Source organism: uncultured Granulicatella sp. (assembly GCF_963515615.1).
Classification (GTDB): Bacteria; Bacillota; Bacilli; order Lactobacillales; family Aerococcaceae; genus Granulicatella.
Map to the genome: position 1 here is coordinate 26,523 of NZ_CAUPZT010000010.1, position 19,433 is coordinate 45,955.

16 protein-coding genes and 1 pseudogene are annotated in these 19,433 nt (G+C 34.1%); 15 read left to right on the forward strand and 2 right to left on the reverse strand.

Going from position 1 to position 19,433, the window contains the following annotated elements; genetic code table 11:
• The first annotated feature begins 1 nt into the window (after position 1).
• From ftsZ to RYL55_RS03065, 6 genes are read left to right on the forward strand one after another with little or no spacing between them, the layout of a single operon-like run.
• Positions 2-1,291: a cell division protein FtsZ gene (ftsZ, locus tag RYL55_RS03040; RefSeq protein ID WP_315007164.1), complete on the forward strand. Its 1,290-nt coding sequence runs from the start codon at positions 2-4 to the stop codon at positions 1,289-1,291.
• Between the two features lies 1 nt (position 1,292).
• Positions 1,293-1,958 (forward strand): YggS family pyridoxal phosphate-dependent enzyme, encoded by a 666-nt coding sequence (locus RYL55_RS03045; protein WP_315007166.1) that lies wholly within the window; start codon positions 1,293-1,295, stop codon positions 1,956-1,958.
• A gap of 1 nt (position 1,959) precedes the next feature.
• A complete protein-coding gene (locus RYL55_RS03050) occupies positions 1,960-2,385 on the forward strand; it encodes a cell division protein SepF (RefSeq protein WP_315007168.1) in 426 nt (141 codons plus the stop codon).
• Between the two features lie 30 nt (positions 2,386-2,415).
• Complete coding sequence (locus RYL55_RS03055; RefSeq protein ID WP_315007170.1) at positions 2,416-2,682, forward strand: YggT family protein; 267 nt, start codon at positions 2,416-2,418, stop codon at positions 2,680-2,682.
• Between the two features lie 9 nt (positions 2,683-2,691).
• Positions 2,692-3,480, forward strand: a complete 789-nt coding sequence (locus tag RYL55_RS03060; protein ID WP_315007173.1) for an RNA-binding protein — start codon at positions 2,692-2,694, stop codon at positions 3,478-3,480.
• 14 nt (positions 3,481-3,494) lie between these two features.
• Positions 3,495-4,142, forward strand: coding sequence for a DivIVA domain-containing protein (locus RYL55_RS03065; RefSeq protein ID WP_315007175.1), 648 nt, complete (start codon positions 3,495-3,497; stop codon positions 4,140-4,142).
• A 26-nt stretch (positions 4,143-4,168) separates the two neighbouring features.
• Here RYL55_RS03065 and RYL55_RS03070 read toward each other — a convergent pair whose 3' ends face one another.
• Together RYL55_RS03070 and RYL55_RS03075 are read right to left on the reverse strand one after the other, a co-directional pair.
• On the reverse strand, positions 4,169-4,606 hold the full coding sequence (locus RYL55_RS03070; RefSeq protein ID WP_315007177.1) for a threonine/serine exporter family protein: 438 nt from the start codon (positions 4,604-4,606) through the stop codon (positions 4,169-4,171).
• Complete coding sequence (locus tag RYL55_RS03075) at positions 4,603-5,373, reverse strand: threonine/serine exporter family protein (protein ID WP_315007179.1); 771 nt, start codon at positions 5,371-5,373, stop codon at positions 4,603-4,605. Before RYL55_RS03075 ends, RYL55_RS03070 begins: the two co-directional genes overlap by 4 nt.
• A gap of 204 nt (positions 5,374-5,577) precedes the next feature.
• Between RYL55_RS03075 and pta the strand changes: the two genes are divergently transcribed.
• The 9 genes and pseudogenes from pta to RYL55_RS03120 form a co-directional block, all read left to right on the forward strand.
• Entirely contained in the window at positions 5,578-6,561 is a 984-nt protein-coding gene (gene pta, locus RYL55_RS03080) for a phosphate acetyltransferase (protein WP_315007181.1), read from the forward strand.
• Positions 6,562-7,342: 781 nt separating this feature from the next.
• Positions 7,343-9,997 (forward strand): DNA polymerase I, encoded by a 2,655-nt coding sequence (gene polA, locus RYL55_RS03085; RefSeq protein WP_315007192.1) that lies wholly within the window; start codon positions 7,343-7,345, stop codon positions 9,995-9,997.
• A 20-nt stretch (positions 9,998-10,017) separates the two neighbouring features.
• Positions 10,018-11,124, forward strand: coding sequence for a glutamate 5-kinase (proB, locus tag RYL55_RS03090; protein ID WP_315007183.1), 1,107 nt, complete (start codon positions 10,018-10,020; stop codon positions 11,122-11,124).
• Between the two features lie 10 nt (positions 11,125-11,134).
• On the forward strand, positions 11,135-12,382 hold the full coding sequence (locus RYL55_RS03095; protein WP_315007194.1) for a glutamate-5-semialdehyde dehydrogenase: 1,248 nt from the start codon (positions 11,135-11,137) through the stop codon (positions 12,380-12,382).
• A 1-nt stretch (position 12,383) separates the two neighbouring features.
• Positions 12,384-13,181: a pyrroline-5-carboxylate reductase gene (gene proC, locus RYL55_RS03100; RefSeq protein ID WP_315007185.1), complete on the forward strand. Its 798-nt coding sequence runs from the start codon at positions 12,384-12,386 to the stop codon at positions 13,179-13,181.
• Between the two features lie 193 nt (positions 13,182-13,374).
• Positions 13,375-15,225, forward strand: a complete 1,851-nt coding sequence (gene typA / locus RYL55_RS03105) for a translational GTPase TypA (RefSeq protein ID WP_315007186.1) — start codon at positions 13,375-13,377, stop codon at positions 15,223-15,225.
• A 360-nt stretch (positions 15,226-15,585) separates the two neighbouring features.
• Positions 15,586-15,715 (forward strand): annotated as a pseudogene (locus RYL55_RS03110) (IS200/IS605 family transposase); the annotation flags it as partial.
• A gap of 377 nt (positions 15,716-16,092) precedes the next feature.
• Positions 16,093-16,239 (forward strand): hypothetical protein, encoded by a 147-nt coding sequence (locus RYL55_RS03115; protein ID WP_315007188.1) that lies wholly within the window; start codon positions 16,093-16,095, stop codon positions 16,237-16,239.
• Between the two features lie 189 nt (positions 16,240-16,428).
• A partial coding sequence (locus RYL55_RS03120) for a YSIRK-type signal peptide-containing protein (protein WP_315007190.1) occupies positions 16,429-19,433 on the forward strand: 3,005 nt, incomplete at its 3' end.

Below are 19,433 nucleotides of genomic sequence, written 5' to 3' on the forward strand. Positions count from 1 at the left end.
AATGGAATTCGAATTTGATACAAATTTACAAGGCGCTGTCATTAAAGTCATTGGTGTAGGGGGAGCAGGAAATAATGCTGTGAACCGTATGATTGATGAAGGTGTTCAAGGCGTAGAATTTATTGTTGCCAATACAGATACACAAGCTTTAGCAAATTCTAAAGCAGAAACTAAAATTCAATTAGGACCTAAATTAACAAAAGGTTTAGGAGCAGGTTCATTACCTGATATCGGTTTAAAGGCTGCAGAAGAAAGTGAAGAACGTATTCGTGAAGCTTTATCAGGAGCAGATTTAATTTTCGTTACTGCTGGTATGGGTGGAGGAACTGGTACTGGTGCAGCACCAATCGTAGCTCGTATTGCAAAAGAATTAGGAGCATTAACTGTTGGGGTTGTGACACGTCCATTTAGCTTTGAAGGACCAAAACGTGGTCGCTATGCAGCAGAAGGTGTTGCTCAAATGAAAGCTAATGTTGATACATTAGTAACAATTTCAAATAACCGTTTATTAGAAATCGTTGATAAAAAGACTCCGATGTTAGAAGCGTTCCGTGAAGCAGATAATGTATTACGTCAAGGGGTACAAGGAATTTCAGATTTAATTATTGCACCTGGTTATGTAAACTTAGACTTTGCTGACGTGAAAACAGTGATGAAAGATCAAGGTTCTGCATTAATGGGTATTGGAGTTGCTAGTGGTGAAAACCGTACAGCAGAAGCAACTAAAAAAGCTATTTCTTCTCCATTATTAGAAGTTTCAATTGATGGAGCAGAACAAATCTTATTAAACATCACAGGTGGATCTGATTTAACATTATTCGAAGCACAAGATGCTTCTGATATCGTAGCAGCAGCTGCAACAAATGATGTAAATATTATCTTTGGTACTTCTATTAATGAAAATCTTGGAGATGAAGTAATTGTAACAGTGATTGCTACTGGAATTGATGAAGAACATAAATCTTCTAAAAAAACAGTTAGTCGTACTAGCCGTCCAACATTAACATCAACTACACCAACTTCAACGAAAGAAATTGGAAATAACCCACAAACATTCCAAGAAAAACAAGTAACACCAAAGAAAAAAGCAATAGTTGAAGAAAAACAACCTGAAAAAGATATTTTTGGAGATTGGGATATCCGTCGTGAAGCAACTGTTCGTGAAACAACAACAGAAACAGATTCTCCATTTTCACAAAAGAGTTTTGTAGAAGCTCCAGTGGAAACAAAATATGAATCTGACGACACGTTAGATACACCACCATTCTTCAGAAGAAGAAATAGAAACTAATATGATGATGAAACGTAATGCAGAACAAATTTTAGCTCGCATTCATCAATCATGCGATAAAGTTTCTAGAGATATACAAGAAGTATGTCCTATCGTAGTAACTAAAAATCGTACGAATGAAGAAATCCAAGAAGTTTATTCTCTTGGATTTCGGCATTTTGCGGAGAATCGTGTCGAAAAGCTATTAGAGCGTCAAGAAGCATTTCCGCAAGATGATATTGTTTGGCATTTGATTGGACCATTACAAAAACGAAAAGTAAAACAAATTGTCAATCGAATTCAATATTTTCATGCTATTGATCGCTTATCCATTATGGAAGAAATAGAAAAACGATTAGAGTCACCTTTGAAATGTTTTTTAGAAGTCAATGTTTCTGGGGAAGAATCGAAACATGGTTTTACTACAAAAGAAGTTTTTGAAGCTTTTGAAGTCGCAAAACAATATGCTAATATTGACATCATTGGATTAATGACAATGGCACCATTTGATGCAAGCGAAGAAGAAATTCGTCAGTATTTTCATGAGTTAAAAGAAATTACTGAAAACATTGATAGTGAGAAGTCGTTACAATTAAGCATGGGGATGAGCCAAGATTATCCGATTGCGATTGAAGAAGGCGCCCATTTTATAAGAATAGGAACCGCTTGGTTTGAAGAGGAGGAGTAGTATGGGATTTTGGAATAGCATTAAAACATTTTTAGATCCAGATGATGGATATGAAGAAATGGATGAAGAAATGTATGAAGAAGAACTTCAGTCAAATGTTCAAGATTACCGAAGAACTCCTTCAAATGTTGTATCTTTTCAACAAGCGCAACAACATAAAAAAGTTTCAAAAGTTTTTGTGATGGAACCAACGGTTTATACAGAAGCGGAACGTGTTGCTGATGCTTTGTTAAAAGGAGAAGCAGTCATTATTAATTTTAGAAAAATGGAAGTTTCGGATGCGAAAAGAGTGATTGACTTTGTCGTAGGAGTCACTTATGCCATTAATGGAGACGTTCAGCAAATTCGGGAAGATATTTATATTTGTTCTCCACCAAATTTCCAAGTACAAGGATCTTTTGTAGAGGATGAATATTCTTCTTATTAATGGAAATAAATTTAAGTTAAGGAGAAAGATATGTTATTGTTTCAATTCATCCGTTTATTGTTACGGGCAATTGATATTTATATGATGCTAATTAGTGCGTATGTTGTATGTACTTGGTTTCCACAAGCGCGCAATATGACGTTAGCTAGATGGTTACAAGCAGTGTGTGAACCCTTTTTATCTTATTTTGATCGAATTCGAATGGGGATGTTTGGTTTTTCAGCTATGTTTGGATTATTATTTTTACAATTTTTAAAACTTGGTATTATTCAAATCGTTAAATTTTTACTTTATTAGGTGATAGTCATGGATACTTCTATATTTCAACATTTTAGAAAAGAAGAACAAGATTTTATTCGGAAGGTAGAATCTTGGGTCGCTTCTAGTCAAGAACAATATGCACCTATATTGACACCATTTTTAGATCCAAGACAACAGTTTATTGTTGAGTCTATTGTTGGACAATATGATGACATAATATTTCAATTTGAAGGTGGCTATATTGCTGCTGAACGAAAAAGAGGTATGATTTATCCAGATTTCTATACACCGACAACGGATGAATTTGATGTTGCATTAATAGAAATTCACTATCCGATAAAATTTTCTTCAATAAGTCATGGACAAATCCTCGGTTCTTTGGTAGGCTTAGGGATAGACCGTGACCAATTAGGGGATATTATTTCGGATGGAGAAAGATGGCAATTATTAGTGACCAAACAAATGCTGTCTTATATAAAACATAATTTTCAAAAGGTAGGGAAAATTAGTATCCGTATTGAAGAAAGAGATTATCCTGATTTAATCATTCCTATCGATCATTGGTCCTATACAACTGCAATTGTATCCTCATTGAGATTAGATACATTAATTGCATCTATTTTCCATATTTCTCGACAACGTTCAAAAGAATTAGTGGAAGGAAATAAAGTTAAGGTGAATTGGGCAGAAGAAATTCGTCCAGATTTTATGATTGAATTACTTGATATTATTTCCATAAGAGGGTATGGTAGAATACAGATAAAAAATATTGAGGGACGGACAAAAAAGGATAAAATAAAACTTGAAATAGGTCTGCTCGAGAAAAATAAATAAGAGGAGTTGGAAATATGTTAACGCCAATCGAAATCCATAATAAGGAATTTCCTACAAAATTCAAAGGATATGATCCAGAAGAAGTAAATGATTATTTAGATGAAGTCATTCGTACAGTTGAACAATTAATTCGCGAAAATAAAGATTTAGAAAAACGTGTAAAATTCAATGAAGAAAAAGTTTCATACTTTAATTCTATTCAAGAAACATTAAATAAATCAATCATCGTAGCTCAAGAAGCTGCTGATCGATTGAAAGAAAATGCTCGTAAAGATGCAGAAATTATTATTTTCGAAGCTGAAAAAGAAGCAGAGAGATTATTGAAAGAAGCAGCTCAAAAAGCAACTGAAATCAATCGTGAAACAGATGTATTGAAGAAAGAAACACGTATGTTCCGTCAAAGATTACAAATTATGGTGGAATCTCAATTAGAAATGATTAAAAATGAAGAGTGGGATTTATTATTAAATAGCCATTCTAAAATTGAAGTATCTGCACCATCTATTGAATCAATTATAGCAGGTCGTGCAAAGAAAAATGAACAATTGATTACACCAGAAGTAACGCCTACATTTACTCCAAGTGTCGAAGAAAGTAACCCAAATACACAAGAAATTATTCTTCCAACAGATGAAGTTATTACAGTTGGTGGATTCGAATAATCAAAAAACGTGATACCTCGTTAGTATCACGTTTTTTTTGTATGATTTTTCCAAATGGAATGTAAACGAAAAAGTGAGTCTACGGTGAAGATAGCAAGAGCAATCATTCCAGCTACAGAAATTGTACTTGATAAATAATAATGAGCTTTCACAGAATCTCCAGTTAAAAAAGCATAGGCTGTTCGATACATTCCAGCTCCTGGAACTAATGGGAAAAATCCTGGAATAAAAAATACAGTCACGGGAGCCTTGAAAAATCTCGCTGCTAAATGTGAAAGAAAAGCTACCGTAAGTCCACTATAATACGTGGATAGTTCCATTCCAGCACTATCTAAAAATAAGAGGTAAATCCACCAACCAATACCACCGATAAGAGCGGTATATTTAATTAAACGCTTTGGTGCTTCAAACACAATACTACTAAAATAAACCGCAATCACTGAACTAATGACTTGAAACATCATAATGGATTTACACCTCCTCCAATTAATAGACCAATCGCTACCGCAATGGAAATAGATAGAGCAGTGACGGCTGCTTCTACCGCACGTGCAGTTCCAGAATTATAATCTCCTCGTAAAGTGTCCCGAATGGCATTTGTAATAGCTGTACCTGGTACGGCAGGCATAATTGCACCAATAATTGGAATTCCAATATGGATTGTCGGAAATATTGTTTCTTGAAGATAACAAATAATGACAACCATTGGAATAATGGAAATTAAATTTGTAATAAACATTCCTAATCCTAATTTGGCATCCAGTTTATAAATAAATGGAAGTACAATAGCTGCTAATCCAGCAACAAACATTTCTAATAAAGTTGCTCCATAAAGAGAAGCATAGCATCCACACATAATAATTAATCCAATATTTTTCAACCAATATGGATAATCCGACTCTTTTAAGTTTTGGAATTTTTCATAAGCAGTGTCGATATCGATTTCTCCACTGACTAATTGACGAGAGATACTATTGACTTTATAAATTCGATTTAAGTTTGTATCTCGATTTGGAACACGTCGGATTTCGGTAATACAATCAATGCAGTCATCGTCCAATGTTGCGAAGATTCCAGTAGCATTCGCAAATGCTTCGCAAGTGGCAAAATGAGAAGTAGATAAAATATAATTCATCGTTTCTTCTACACGATAACTTTCTGCATTGCATTCTAACATAATTTGACCTGCAAGCATGGCAGTATCCATCAATTTTTTAGCGTATTCTCGCATGATGAATCTCCTTTATAACGTAATAAGATTAGTATACCATAAGTTTAAAGCGTGTAAATAAGTCTTTCTATTTAACTGTGTTAATCATTAGACTATAACAGATGTAAATTTTTGAAGAATATTCTCTTAAACTAAAACTTAGTACTGTTTTTTAGATGAGATTTGTTGTATCATAGTTTATAGAAAATAATTGGAGGGATAGTTGTGGAACTATTTGAAGAATTGTCAAGCAAGATTAAAGGGAAAGGATTAAAAATTGTTTTCCCAGAAGGAAGCGAGCCTCGTATTTTAGGTGCTGTTGTACGTTTAAGAGCAGATGAATTATGTCATCCTATTTTATTAGGGAAAAAAGATGAAATTGAAGAAGTAGCGCAAAGACGTGGATTTAATTTACATGATATTACTATTATTGATCCAGAAACTTATGAAAACTTTGAAGCAGTAGTGGAAAGTTTTGTAGAACGTCGTAAAGGTAAAGCAACTCCAGAAGCTGCTCGTGAATTATTAACAGATGTGACTTATTTTGGAACAATGATGGTACATATGGGGTTAGCAGATGGATTAGTATCTGGTGCAGTTCACTCTACAGGAGACACTGTACGTCCAGCTTTACAAATTATTAAAACAAAACCTGGTGTATCACGTACTAGTGGTGCGTTTATTATGATTAATAGTGATAAATCTAAGAAATATTTATTCTCAGACTGCGCTATTAATATTAATCCTAATGCGCAAGAGTTGGCTGAAATTGCTGTTGAATCAGCTAAAACTGCTGAATTATTTGGGATTGAACCTAATGTTGCTTTATTAAGTTTTTCAACGAAAGGTTCAGCAAAATCTGAAGAGGCTTTAAAAGTAGCAGAAGCTGCTCGTATTGCGAAAGAATTAGCTCCTAACTACAATATTGATGGGGAATTACAATTTGATGCTGCGTTTGTACCAAGTGTTGGTAAACAAAAAGCTCCAGATTCATCAGTTGCAGGGGAAGCTACAGTATTTGTATTCCCTGAAATACAATCAGGAAATATTGGTTACAAAATTGCGCAACGTTTCGGTAACTTTGAAGCAATTGGACCAATCTTACAAGGGTTAAATAAACCAATTTCTGATTTGTCTCGTGGATGTAACGAAGAAGATGTTTATAAATTAGCAATCATTACTGCAAACCAAGCTTTAATGGAAGCTTAATCTAAAAAATAACGAAAGCATGGAATTATCGTTCCATGCTTTTTTTGCGTTTACAGAAACCCTAGAATAAACTTTTCAAAGGTAGCACGGACGCAAGCAGCTTCGCTTTGCGAATCTCATTGCTAAAATTTGAGCCTTAGGTCTCAAATTTTCCGGTAACAGAATCTGGCTTGCCAGTTTCTGTTACTACTGCTTCGGGAAAAGTTTAGTCTAGGGTTTCTGTTTTGGTTGTTACGTATCTAATTTTTTTCTTATATTCTGGACGTAGACATAAACTCTAGCCATGACTTTTCTTGTTATATGTTGTCACTAAAAGAGCGTCAAAATCATATAAAAGTAAGTAGTACAAAAATTTTATGTAGTGAAAGTAATAGAAGCAAGGGCTGGCTTCCATTATAGGTAAAAATCGAGACTAAGGCTCAATTTTTAGCCAAGAGACTCGCAGGGGCTACTGGCGACCACACAAACAAAAAATATTTTTACTACTTACTTTTATTTCGTTGATAAATATTGTAGTGAAAAAAACGTTCATCACATATAAAAAGCAAGAAGCAAAATTTTTTTGTAGCGAAAGTAATAGAAGCCAGGGATGGCTTCTATTACAGGCAAAATTTGAGACTTTAGGCTCAAATTTTAGCCAAGAGACCCGCAGGGGCTACTGGCGGCCACGCACACAAAAGAAATTTTGCTTCTTGCTTTTTATTCCGTAATAGGCTATCAATGCAAATTTTTATAAAAATATGGTACACTGAAAATAACATTGTGAAGAATTGAGGAGTCTATCGTGAAACAAAAATTATTACTATTAGATGGCAGTAGTTTAGCCTTTCGTGCTTTCTATTCCATCTTAGATCTAAACCGATTTAAAAACCAAAATGGATTACATACAAACGCATTGTATTCATTCCACCGAATGTTCAAAACAATCTTAGAACAAGAACAACCTACCCACGTATTAGTAGCTTGGGACGCAGGAAAAACAACTTTCCGTACAGAAATGTATGCAGAATACAAAGGTGGCAGAGCAAAAACACCATCAGAATTCAAAGAACAAATGCCATACTTCAACGTCTTATTAGATGCATGGGGAATCCCGCATTATCGCTTAAACCAATACGAAGCCGATGACATTATTGGAACATTAGCCCACCAAGCATCTAAAGAAGGATTTGAAGTAGTCGTCTTATCCGGAGACAAAGACTTAATCCAATTAGCAACTCCAGAAATTACCGTTAAAATAACTACAAAAGGAGTAAGCGAATTAGTTGAATACACTCCAGCATTTATCAACGAAAAATATGGACTAACACCAGAACAAATTATCGACATGAAAGGACTAATGGGCGACTCATCAGATAATTACCCAGGCGTAACAAAAGTGGGTGAAAAAACTGCCATTAAATTACTTCAAGAATACGGAAGTGTAGAAGGAATTTATGAACATGTCGAAGAAATGAAAAAAAGTAAGTTAAAAGACAATTTAATTCAAGATAAAGAATTAGCCTTCTTAAGTAAAACATTAGCAAGAATTGACATCAATTCCCCATTAGAAATTACCGTAGCAGATACCCTTCGAAAAGAAGAAAATGTCGAAGAATTAATAGCCTTTTATAAAGAAATGAGTTTCCAATCATTCCAAAAAGATTTACTCAATAAAAAAGGTGGGCAACTCGTTGAGGAAGAAACGATTGAAATTCAAAAAGTTCAATGGATTGAAACAATCACGGAAAAAGAATTGCAAGATGCAACAACCGTTCATTTTGAAACATTTGATAACAACTATCATGTTGCGCCGGTCTTGGCAGTTGCATTCGGAAATGAAAAACAAGTGTATGTCACTTCTATTGAATCAGCTGTTCAATCTGAAGTGTTCAAACAATGGTTAGCGGATGAAACGATTGAGAAAACGATGTTTGATACGAAAGCGATGAAAGTATTCGCAAATCGTTTTGGGCTAACAGTGGCAGGTGCAACATACGATGTTTCGCTATTAGCATACTTAGTGGATGCCAATGAAATCGTCAATGAAATTTATGATGTTGCGAAACGATTCGGTATTTCACTATTGAAAACTGATGAAGAAGTATATGGAAAAGGCGTTAAGATAAAAATTCCGGGAGAAAAAGAAGTATTTTGGAATCATTTAGCCGCTAAAATTTATGTACTTGCAACTTCTCCAAAACGTTTATTAAAACAATTGGAGGAAAATGAACAAATTCATTTATATTGGGAAATGGAATTACCATTGAGTGATATTTTAGCTCGAATGGAAATTGAAGGAATTCGAGTAGATCAGAACCGATTAATCGAAATGGGTGAACAATTCGAATCACGTCTCAAAGAAATTGAACAAACGATTTATGCATTTGCCGGAGAAGAATTTAATATTAATTCTCCAAAACAATTAGCCGTGATTTTGTTTGAAAAAATGAAATTACCAGTGATTAAGAAAACAAAAACAGGTTATTCAACGGCAGTAGATGTATTAGAAAAATTAGCTAATCAATCTCCAATGGTTGAGTCGTTATTAGAATATCGACAATTAAAGAAATTGACGACAACTTATATTGATGGGTTACAAACATATATCCGAGAAGATGGTAAAATTCATACACGTTTTGTACAAAACTTAACACAAACAGGTCGCCTAAGTTCTCAAGATCCTAATTTACAAAATATTCCAATTCGTACAGAAGAAGGAAGACAAGTTCGTTCAGCGTTTTTACCAAGTCGTCCAGATTGGAAGATTTTATCAAGCGACTATTCACAAATTGAGTTACGTGTATTAGCGCATATGGCAAATGATGTTCATATGATTGAGGCATTTAAAAATAATATAGATATTCACACGAATACAGCGATGCGTGTATTTGGAATTCAAAATCCTGAAGAAGTAACAAGTAGTATGAGAAGACAGGCGAAGGCTGTTAACTTTGGAATTGTGTATGGAATTAGTGATTATGGACTCTCACAAAATCTGAATATTCCACGTAAACAAGCAAAAGAATTTATTGACCGTTACTTAGAAGAATTCAAAGGCGTTAAAGACTATATGGAAAATATCGTAGCGGAAGCACGTCAAAAAGATTATGTGGAAACATTATTCTATCGCCGTCGCTATTTACCAGAAATTCATGCAAGTAATTTTAATATTCGTTCATTTGCAGAAAGAACAGCGATGAATTCACCGATTCAAGGAACTGCTGCGGATATTTTAAAAGTAGCTATGATTGAATTAGACCGTGAAATGCAAGAGAGAAATTTCCAAGCAAAATTATTATTACAAGTACACGATGAATTGATTTTTGAAGTACCAGAAGAAGAAGTCGAAAGTCTACAAAGCTTAGTAGAAGAAGTCATGGAAAATGCGGTAAGCTTATCCGTTCCATTAAAAGCAGATAGTAATATTGGTAATAATTGGTATGAAGCAAAATAAAAATGATGAGAGGAGAAACTATGAAGTATAAAAGAATTGTTTTCAAAGTAGGAACAAGTTCATTAACAAATCCAGATGGAAGCTTATCACGTGCAAAAGTGAAAGCTATAACGCAACAATTGGCTACTTTACATGAAGAAGGACATGAATTAATTTTAGTTTCTTCTGGGGCGATTGCTGCAGGATTCTCGTCTTTAGGATTTAAAAAACGTCCTACAAAAATTGCAGATAAGCAAGCTTCTGCTGCAGTAGGACAAGGATTATTATTAGAAGAATATACGTCTAATTTATTAATGAAAGGCATTGTTTCAGCGCAAATTTTATTAACGCAAGATGATTTTGTCGATAAACGTCGATACAATAATGCTCATCAAGCGTTATCTGTATTATTAACACGTCATGCAATTCCAATTATTAATGAAAATGATACAGTTTCAATCGAGGAATTAAAGGTTGGGGATAATGATACTTTAAGTGCGCAAGTAGCGGCAATGGTGCAAGCAGACTTATTAGTCCTATTAACAGATGTTGATGGCGTATATAATGATAATCCGTCAAAAAATCCAGAGGCAAAACGATTCGATACGATTGATGAAATTACTAAAGAACTAGTCGAAATGGCTGGTGGAGCGGGTTCAAGTAATGGAACAGGTGGAATGTATACGAAAATTAAAGCAGCGACGATTGCGACAATGGCGGGTGTTCCTGTCTATATTTGTTCATCCTTAAAAGAACAGGCACTGATCGAAGCAGCTCACCAAACCGTTGATGGAACGTATTTTACAGCGAAAGAAAAAGTGATGAAAACTCATAAGCAATGGTTAGCCTTGTATGCAAAAAGTAAAGGAAAATTAGTTGTTGATGCTGGAGCAAAACAAGCCTTACAAGAAGAAGGAAAGAGCTTGTTAATTTCAGGGGTGAAAGCTGTTGAGGGAGAGTTTTATGAATCTGAAATCGTGACAGTTGTAGATGAACATTATCAAGTGATTGGAAAAGGACAAACTCGCTTAAGTAAATACGCTATTGCACAACAATTATCGAAAAATAATCGGAAAGGAATTGTGATTCATCGAGATGATTGGATGACTATTTCCGGAGAGTTAGAACTATTAGAACAAGAATTTTAAGGAGGCATGCATATTGACTACACAACAATTATTAGAAACAGTGAATCGCTTTAAAAAAGAGATTAATATTGCTTCAACCAAGTCCAAAAATGAAGCGTTAGAAGCAATGGCGCTAGCTTTGTTAGAAGATACTGATGCTATTTTAAAAGTAAATGCATTAGACTTAGAAAAAGCTAAGGGACAGATTTCTGACGTGATGTTGGATCGTTTAAGATTAGATGAATCTAGAATCCAAGCAATGGCTGAAGGCATTCGACAAGTAGCTCAATTACCAGATCCAGTTGGAGAAATTATTGAAGAAACTGTTGGTGCACAAAATATTCAAATTAAGAAAAAGAGAGTGCCATTTGGTGTAATTGGAATTATTTATGAGAGTAGACCGAATGTTACGTCCGATGCAGTGGCATTATCGATCAAGAGTGGAAATGCAGTTGTATTAAGAGGTGGTAAGGAAGCTTATCAAAGTGCTTTTGCGATTGTGACAGCCTTGAAAAAGGGATTAGCAAAAACTAGTATTTCTCCAGAATGTATTCAATTAGTCAGTGATACGAGTCGAGAAAGTGCAATGGCATTAATGAAAGCAAAAGGCTATATTGATGTGTTAATCCCTCGAGGTGGTGCTGGATTAATTCGTGCAGTTATTGAAAATGCCATTGTTCCAGTCATTGAAACAGGTACTGGAATTGTGCATATTTATATTGATAAAGATGCTGATTTAGATAAAGCAATAAAGATTGTTGAAAATGCTAAAATGAGTCGTCCATCTGTATGTAATGCGATGGAAGTTTGCGTGGTTCATGAAGCCATTGCACCTCAATTTTTAGCGTTATTAAAAGAAACGTTAGTGGACAATCATAGTCCAGCAGTTGAGTTAAGAGTGGATGAAAAAGCAGCTCAATACATCTCAGGAGTGAAAGCTCAAAAAGAAGATTTCGACACAGAATTTTCTGATTACATTATGGCTGTAAAAGTCGTCAGTTCGATTGAAGAAGCAGTTGATCATATTGAAACACATAGTACTCATCATTCGGATGCGATAATTTCAGAATCAGATGATGCAATTGAATACTTTACAACGAGAGTGGATAGTGCAGCCGTTTATGTGAATGCTTCTACTCGATTTACCGATGGTGGAGAATTTGGCTTAGGATGTGAAATGGGTATTTCTACTCAAAAATTACATGCTAGAGGACCAATGGGCTTAAAAGAAATGACAACTTATAAATACATTGTGTATGGAGAAGGTCAGGTGAGATAAGATGGCAATTATTGGAGTTATTGGATTAGGAAATATGGGGAGTGTTATAGCAACAATTCTTGCCAAAGAAACAACTAATAATTTATTACTGGCAAATCGTACAGCTGAAAAAGCAAAAAAATTAGCAGTGACATTAGATGCAACAGCAGTTAGCAATAGGGAAGTATTTGAAAGAGCTGATATTATTTTTATAGGCGTTAAACCGCATCAAATTCAAAAGCTATTAGAAGAAAATAATGAGATACTAGAAAAAAGAGAATCCATCCTATTGATTAGTATGGCAGCTGGAGTGACTTTGGAACAATTAGAGTCAATGACAGATATTCGTCATCGTTGGATTCGTATGATGCCAAATACACCGTTAGAAGTAGCAGAAGGTGTCATTAGTTTTTCTCTAGGGAAAAATGTGACCACACCGTATAAAGAGGAATTTGTTCGTTTGCTTCAAAGTGCAGGTTTATTAATAGAATTACCGGAATCTCAAATCGATGCTGCTACAGCATTAGCAGGTTGTGGTCCAGCTTTTGTTTATATGTTTATTGAAGCATTAGCAGAAGCTGGAGTGAGTATGGGCTTATCTAGAGAAGTTGCACTGCAATTAGCGACCCAAACAGTGAAAGGATCAGCAAGTATGGTAGCTGAAACAAATGAGCATCCTACCGTATTAAAAGAAAAAGTTTGCAGCCCTGGTGGTTCGACGATTGCTGGAGTGATTTCATTAGAGCAAACAGGATTTCGATCAAGTGTCATCGAAGCAACAAGACGTGCCAAACAAAGAACAGAAGAATTAGGTCAATGAAGAAGTTAAATGGGATACCCTCTTGATTAGTTGTGAAAAAAATAAAACAAATATACACTACAATTAATCATATGAATTGAGTTTGTGAGATTTTTGTAGTATAATTTCTGAGTTGAAAAGAGGTTTGAGTGATGGAAATTCCCTTTTTAAGCGTATTCCATCACTTTCATTTTGTTACAAATTGGAGGAAAACATGAAATTAAGAAATGATATTCGTAATATTGCCATTATCGCTCACGTTGACCATGGTAAAACAACATTAGTAGACGAATTATTAAAACAATCCGAAACACTGGATGCACGTACAGAATTATCAGAACGTGCAATGGACTCAAACGATATTGAACGTGAACGTGGTATTACGATTTTAGCGAAAAATACTGCTGTTCAATATAAAGGTACTCGTATTAACATCATGGATACACCAGGACATGCGGACTTCGGTGGAGAAGTAGAACGTATTATGAAAATGGTGGATGGAGTAGTTTTAGTGGTAGATGCTTATGAAGGAACAATGCCTCAAACACGTTTCGTATTGAAAAAAGCATTAGAACAACATTTAACACCTATCGTAGTAGTAAATAAAATCGACCGTGACGCTGCTCGTCCAGAAGAAGTAGTCGATGAAGTATTAGAATTATTTATCGAATTAGGAGCAGATGATGATCAATTAGAATTCCCTGTAGTGTATGCTTCAGCCTTAAATGGAACTTCTAGTATGTCAGATAATCCTGCAGATCAAGAACAAACAATGGATTATTTATTCGATACAATTATCGAACATATTCCTGCACCAATTGATAATTCAGATGAGCCTTTACAATTCCAAGTGTCATTATTAGACTATAATGATTATGTAGGACGTATCGGTATCGGACGTGTATTCCGTGGAACTGTAAAAGTGGGTGACCAAGTATCTCTATTAAAATTAGATGGAACGAAGAAAAACTTCCGTGTTACAAAATTATTTGGTTTCTTCGGATTAAACCGTTTAGAAATTAATGAAGCAAAAGCAGGGGACTTAATCGCTGTTTCAGGGATGGAAGATATCTTCGTTGGGGAAACTGTAACACCAGTAGATGCACAAGAATCATTACCAGTGTTACACATTGATGAACCAACATTACAAATGACATTCTTGACAAATAACTCACCATTTGCAGGACGTGAAGGTAAATATGTAACAGCACGTAAAATTGAAGAACGTTTAATGCGTGAATTACAAACAGACGTATCTTTAAAAGTAGAACCAACAGATTCACCAGATGCATGGATTGTATCAGGACGTGGAGAATTACACTTATCAATTTTAATTGAAAATATGCGTCGTGAAGGATATGAATTACAAGTATCTCGTCCAGAAGTAATTATTAAAGAAATTGATGGCGTAAAATGTGAACCATTTGAACGTGTACAAATTGATACTCCAGAAGAATACATGGGTTCAATTATTGAATCATTAAGTAACCGTAAAGGTGAAATGCAAGATATGCAACATAGTGAAAATGGACAAGTACGTATCGTATTCTTAGTACCAGCTCGTGGATTATTAGGATATACAACTGAGTTCTTATCAATGACTCGTGGATACGGAATTATGAACCACACATTCGATCAATATTTACCATATATTGCTGCAAATATTGGCGGACGTAGAAATGGTGCATTAGTATCTACAGATACTGGTAAATCAACAACTTACGGAATTATGGGTGTTGAAGACCGTGGAGTTATCTTCACTGAACCAGGTACAGAAATTTATGAAGGAATGATTGTTGGGGAACACTCTCGTGAAAATGACTTAGCAGTTAATATTACGAAAGCAAAACAACAAACGAATATTCGTTCAGCAACGAAAGACCAAACTTCTGTGATTAAAACACCGAAGAAATTATCATTAGAAGAATCATTAGAATTCTTATCAGATGATGAATATTGCGAAATTACACCAGAAACTATTCGTTTAAGAAAACAAATCTTAAACAAAGGTGAGCGTGAAAAAGCTAATAAACGTAAAAAACAAGCGGAAGCTGAGAATAATTAATATAGAAAGTAAGAATAGAAATTGACTTTGCTGATAGTAGCTATGGCTTTTCCGGTGATAAAATCCATTAATGGATTTTATCACTAGAGCTACTATGCAAAGTCATTTTCTATTCAGACGTATTATTATTTGGAAAACGTATAAAATTTGACTTTGCTAATAGTAACTATGGCGTGAGCAGTTTCGTTGAAACGAGTCTCATTGCTAAAGCTATTATGCAAGGTCTTTTTCTATTTTAAACGTGTTTTTATAAAAGGATAATAATAACTTTTGATTACCGTTTTCAAATTGGAGTCGGTATTTTTTGTGACTTTTAGTCTGTCACGCTTTGTAAGTGGACGTCGAAGGTTATACTACTAACATTTGGGTGCAGAGGGTTATTATGTAAGTATAGTAGGACTTAATGAAGCTACTGTAAGAAAAATATTTAGAAATCGATACATTAAGTGTAAAAGAGTATAAGGATTCTTTTAGGGATAATGGTAAGTAATACAAACACCTCTTTAAGAGGCGAGTAACATGTCCAAAGTAATAAGACTTGTAATTTGGGTTTATAACTCCTATTCCTCCACAGTTAGATGGGTGATCATGATTAAAATGTATGATAAATGTAAGAGTAAAAAGAGCAAATATTTTTATATTTTTAAGGCAAAATATTTGACAAAATTTTCGGGGGGGGGGGGGTAGAATATAGTTTACTTATTTTATTTTGATGTGAAAATGTTAGGTAAGAATAATCAATTTGTGAATCAAAAATAGGCTGGTAGAAAATTTGAAAAATATTCTATCAAAATATTAAAAGTCGGATTTGCTTGTGTTCTAGTCGAATCTGGCTTCTTTTTAGGATTCCATGTTGAAGTTAGTGAGGTGAATAAACCTGTAACAAATGAAGTTGTTAGTTCATCAGCAAAAGAAAATAATGAAAAAGTTGTTACAGTTGAAGATAAATCAATTGAAACAACTCCATTTACTGAAAATAAACTTGTGGAAGTAAAAATTCAAATCTTACAGTAAAAAAAGCAAGTTCAACAGAAGTAAAGCCTTCTGTAGTAGTTGAAAAAATAGAACAACTATCTGTGGAGAAAAAGATACGGTCGAAATCAGTGAATTAAATGAATATATTATAAAAAATTGATGTTTAAAAAAAATGTTAAAATAATATTCCGTATTTTGTAATATGAGAGTTAAGAAAGGGTACAAATAATGTTAGGCAAGAATAATCAATTTATGAATCAAAAAAAGTCCGGTAGAAAATTTGAAAAATATTCTATCAAGAAATTAAAAGTAGGAGCTGCCAGTGTATTAGTAGGGGCAGGATTCTTTTTAGGATTTCATGTTGAAGCTAGTGAAGTGAATGAGCCAGCAACAAATGAAGTTGTAAGTTCATCACCAAAGGATCAAAAAGAAAAGGTGAGCGAAGCTCCAAAGGTAGTTGCAGAAATTGAAGAGAAAACAAATCAAGCAACTCCAGCTGTTGACAATCAATTAGTAGAAGAAAAAAATACTAATGTAGCAACAGAAAAAGAAACTCCGGTAGAAGAAAAAAATTCTACTATTGTAGAAAAAGCAGAACAGCCGACTGATGAGAAGAAAGCTACAGTTGAGACAAGTAAATTAGTAGATAAAATGACAGCTTTACAAGAACAAGTAGATCGTGTTCGCTCAAATGAAAAGCAAAAAAGCCTTGTTGAGAAAGCTGAAAAATTATTAGAAGAAGCAAAAGCTTTACAAAAATCATCGTCTGCGACACAACCAGAAGTAGATGCTAAAACAAAAGAAATTAGCTCATTAACTTCTATCTTAAAATCAATTAAAGCTGAAGAGACTTCTAAAGAAAACAAAAATCAAGATAGCCGTAATGGTAAAAAGATGGAAGAAGGAACTGGTTTCCGTACTGGAGGAGTAACAGCCCAAGCTTTGACAGGGTCAATTCATTTTGATACATCGAAAGGGCCAACAGAAAAACGAATTCCGGTAGCAAATAATGGTGACGGTGAACGTGTCATTAATATGGCGATTACTTATTCAGCTTCTTCAAATGATACAGTTACAGATGGTAAAGTACGTGTAACTATTCCAAAGGCTTTTCTTCATTCTGACAAAAAACCAGTATTTACAAATTCATCTTTTGTTAAAAGTACAGATGACCGTTCTACAGCTACTGATTATGTTTATGATTTAAATTTAAATCCAATGGCTGGTGGATCTGTTGCGGAAAGTTTATTAAAACTTTATGTAGGAACATCTATAAAGAATGCACCATCAAAAGATGATTCACTACCAGTGAAGACAGAGTTTATCAGTGGTGAAAATGTCTTATCTACAAAAACAGCAACAGCTACTTTTGACTATCTATCAGAGATTATTTATCGTGAAAAAGATACAAGAGAAAAATTGGTGAAAAATTATTTATCACAGGACCAACGTGAATACAAACTCGGTTCTGTTGTTGATGGTAAATTAGTTCCTGTAAAAAGTACTTTTAGAATTCCAGCAATTATGACAAGTGAACCATTCTTCAATAATAGAGAAGCTGATGAGTGGAATACAAATGGTAATGGTCGATTAACAAGTTATGATTATACAATTAGTGGAATTCCAGAGTTTTTAGAATTAGACCCTAATGCTCCTAATAATTCAAAATGGACACTAGAAAATGGAGTAGCTACCTTACATCCAGATCAAACACGTGGAATTGATAATAATTTAGTCTATGCTGGACCTGTATTAAAATTAAAAGAGGGTGCCTTAAGTACACCAGAGGAAATTGCAAAGGTTATTGAATCTAATGGAACAAAAGGCTATAATGCTAAAATTGTTTATAAAGCTGTAGGGCATAGACCAGACGGTTCATCATTCACACAAACTCTAGAAGATCCTGATGGTTTTAGAATCTATGCGGGTGATGGTGCTCCTTCGATTGGTAATATGGATGATTACATTAACACACCATCGAATCAAAGACTATTTTCAAATGCTAGTAATGTAGATAAATTTAGCGCAACATATACAGTTCCATATAGTAAATTAAAAGCAGATGGTGGAACATTACCAAGTCAATATTTAAGCTATCTTATTCCGAAAGATCAAGAAGGAAATTATTTTACTAGATTTAAAATGTATCAAATTGCAACGAATGAATTAGAAAATGGAAATGCCGGATTAAAAGGATACCATGCAGGATATACAGATTTACGTGGGCAATTTAAAGAAAACTTTAAGTTATATGGAGTCAATGAGAATAACCAGGCGGAATTAATTAAAGAATATATGAATATTAATGAATTATTTAGTGAAATTACTATTAATCCAGATAAAAGATATAATCATTTAATTTTAAAAACTCCTGGAATTGTTGATGAACTACAAAATAGAGAGCAAGCTTCTAAAACAATTATAGGATTAACAACAGATTTAGATGTAACGGTAGGTACTTGGAAAGAAAAAGCAAAAGATCCAAATATTCAGCGTTATGAAGATAAAATTTCTCAAGTTTTATCGGCTGAAAACACATTAGAAAGTGCTGTTGCAACACAACGCCCTAATACGGGAGCAAGTAATCCAGCAGTACACACAAAAGAAGCGACAACATTACGTTTATCAATGGATCAAATTGGTAAACAGGACTTGTCAAAAGATAATTTAACACGAGGAAAGAATATTCCAATTACAGTAAGTTATGAAGCACCAGATTATTTTTACTTAGCAGAATCTGATAAAAATGGTATAAAAACATATGACTTACAAAAATTAGATCCAAATATTAATAAAACAAGTGTAATGTTACTAGCAGATCCAAAGTTACCATTGAAAGACTTTAGATTAACAGCGGACAATCGTTTATTATCAAGTACAGCAATTTATTATGGTGGAGTAAATAGTAATGATGCTAATGGTACTTATAATCAAATAAAAGAAAATTATGATACTGTAAATCCAACGCGTATTATTGAAAATTATAAAGGAACTGGTAAACGTGCCTATATTTTTGAATCAAAAGATTTAGGGTTATCTAGCTATGATTTAAACAAAGGTGGATGGATTAAAGGTGGAACTTATAAACCAGCGGCATTAACTTTTGAAGTAGAAAATAATGGTCAAATAGAAAGTGGAACTTATACTATTGACTCTTATCTTGTGTGGAATAGTGATGCTGAAACTTTATTTGGTAATGATCGTTCTTTAAATGCAAATTATGTAGAAGGACA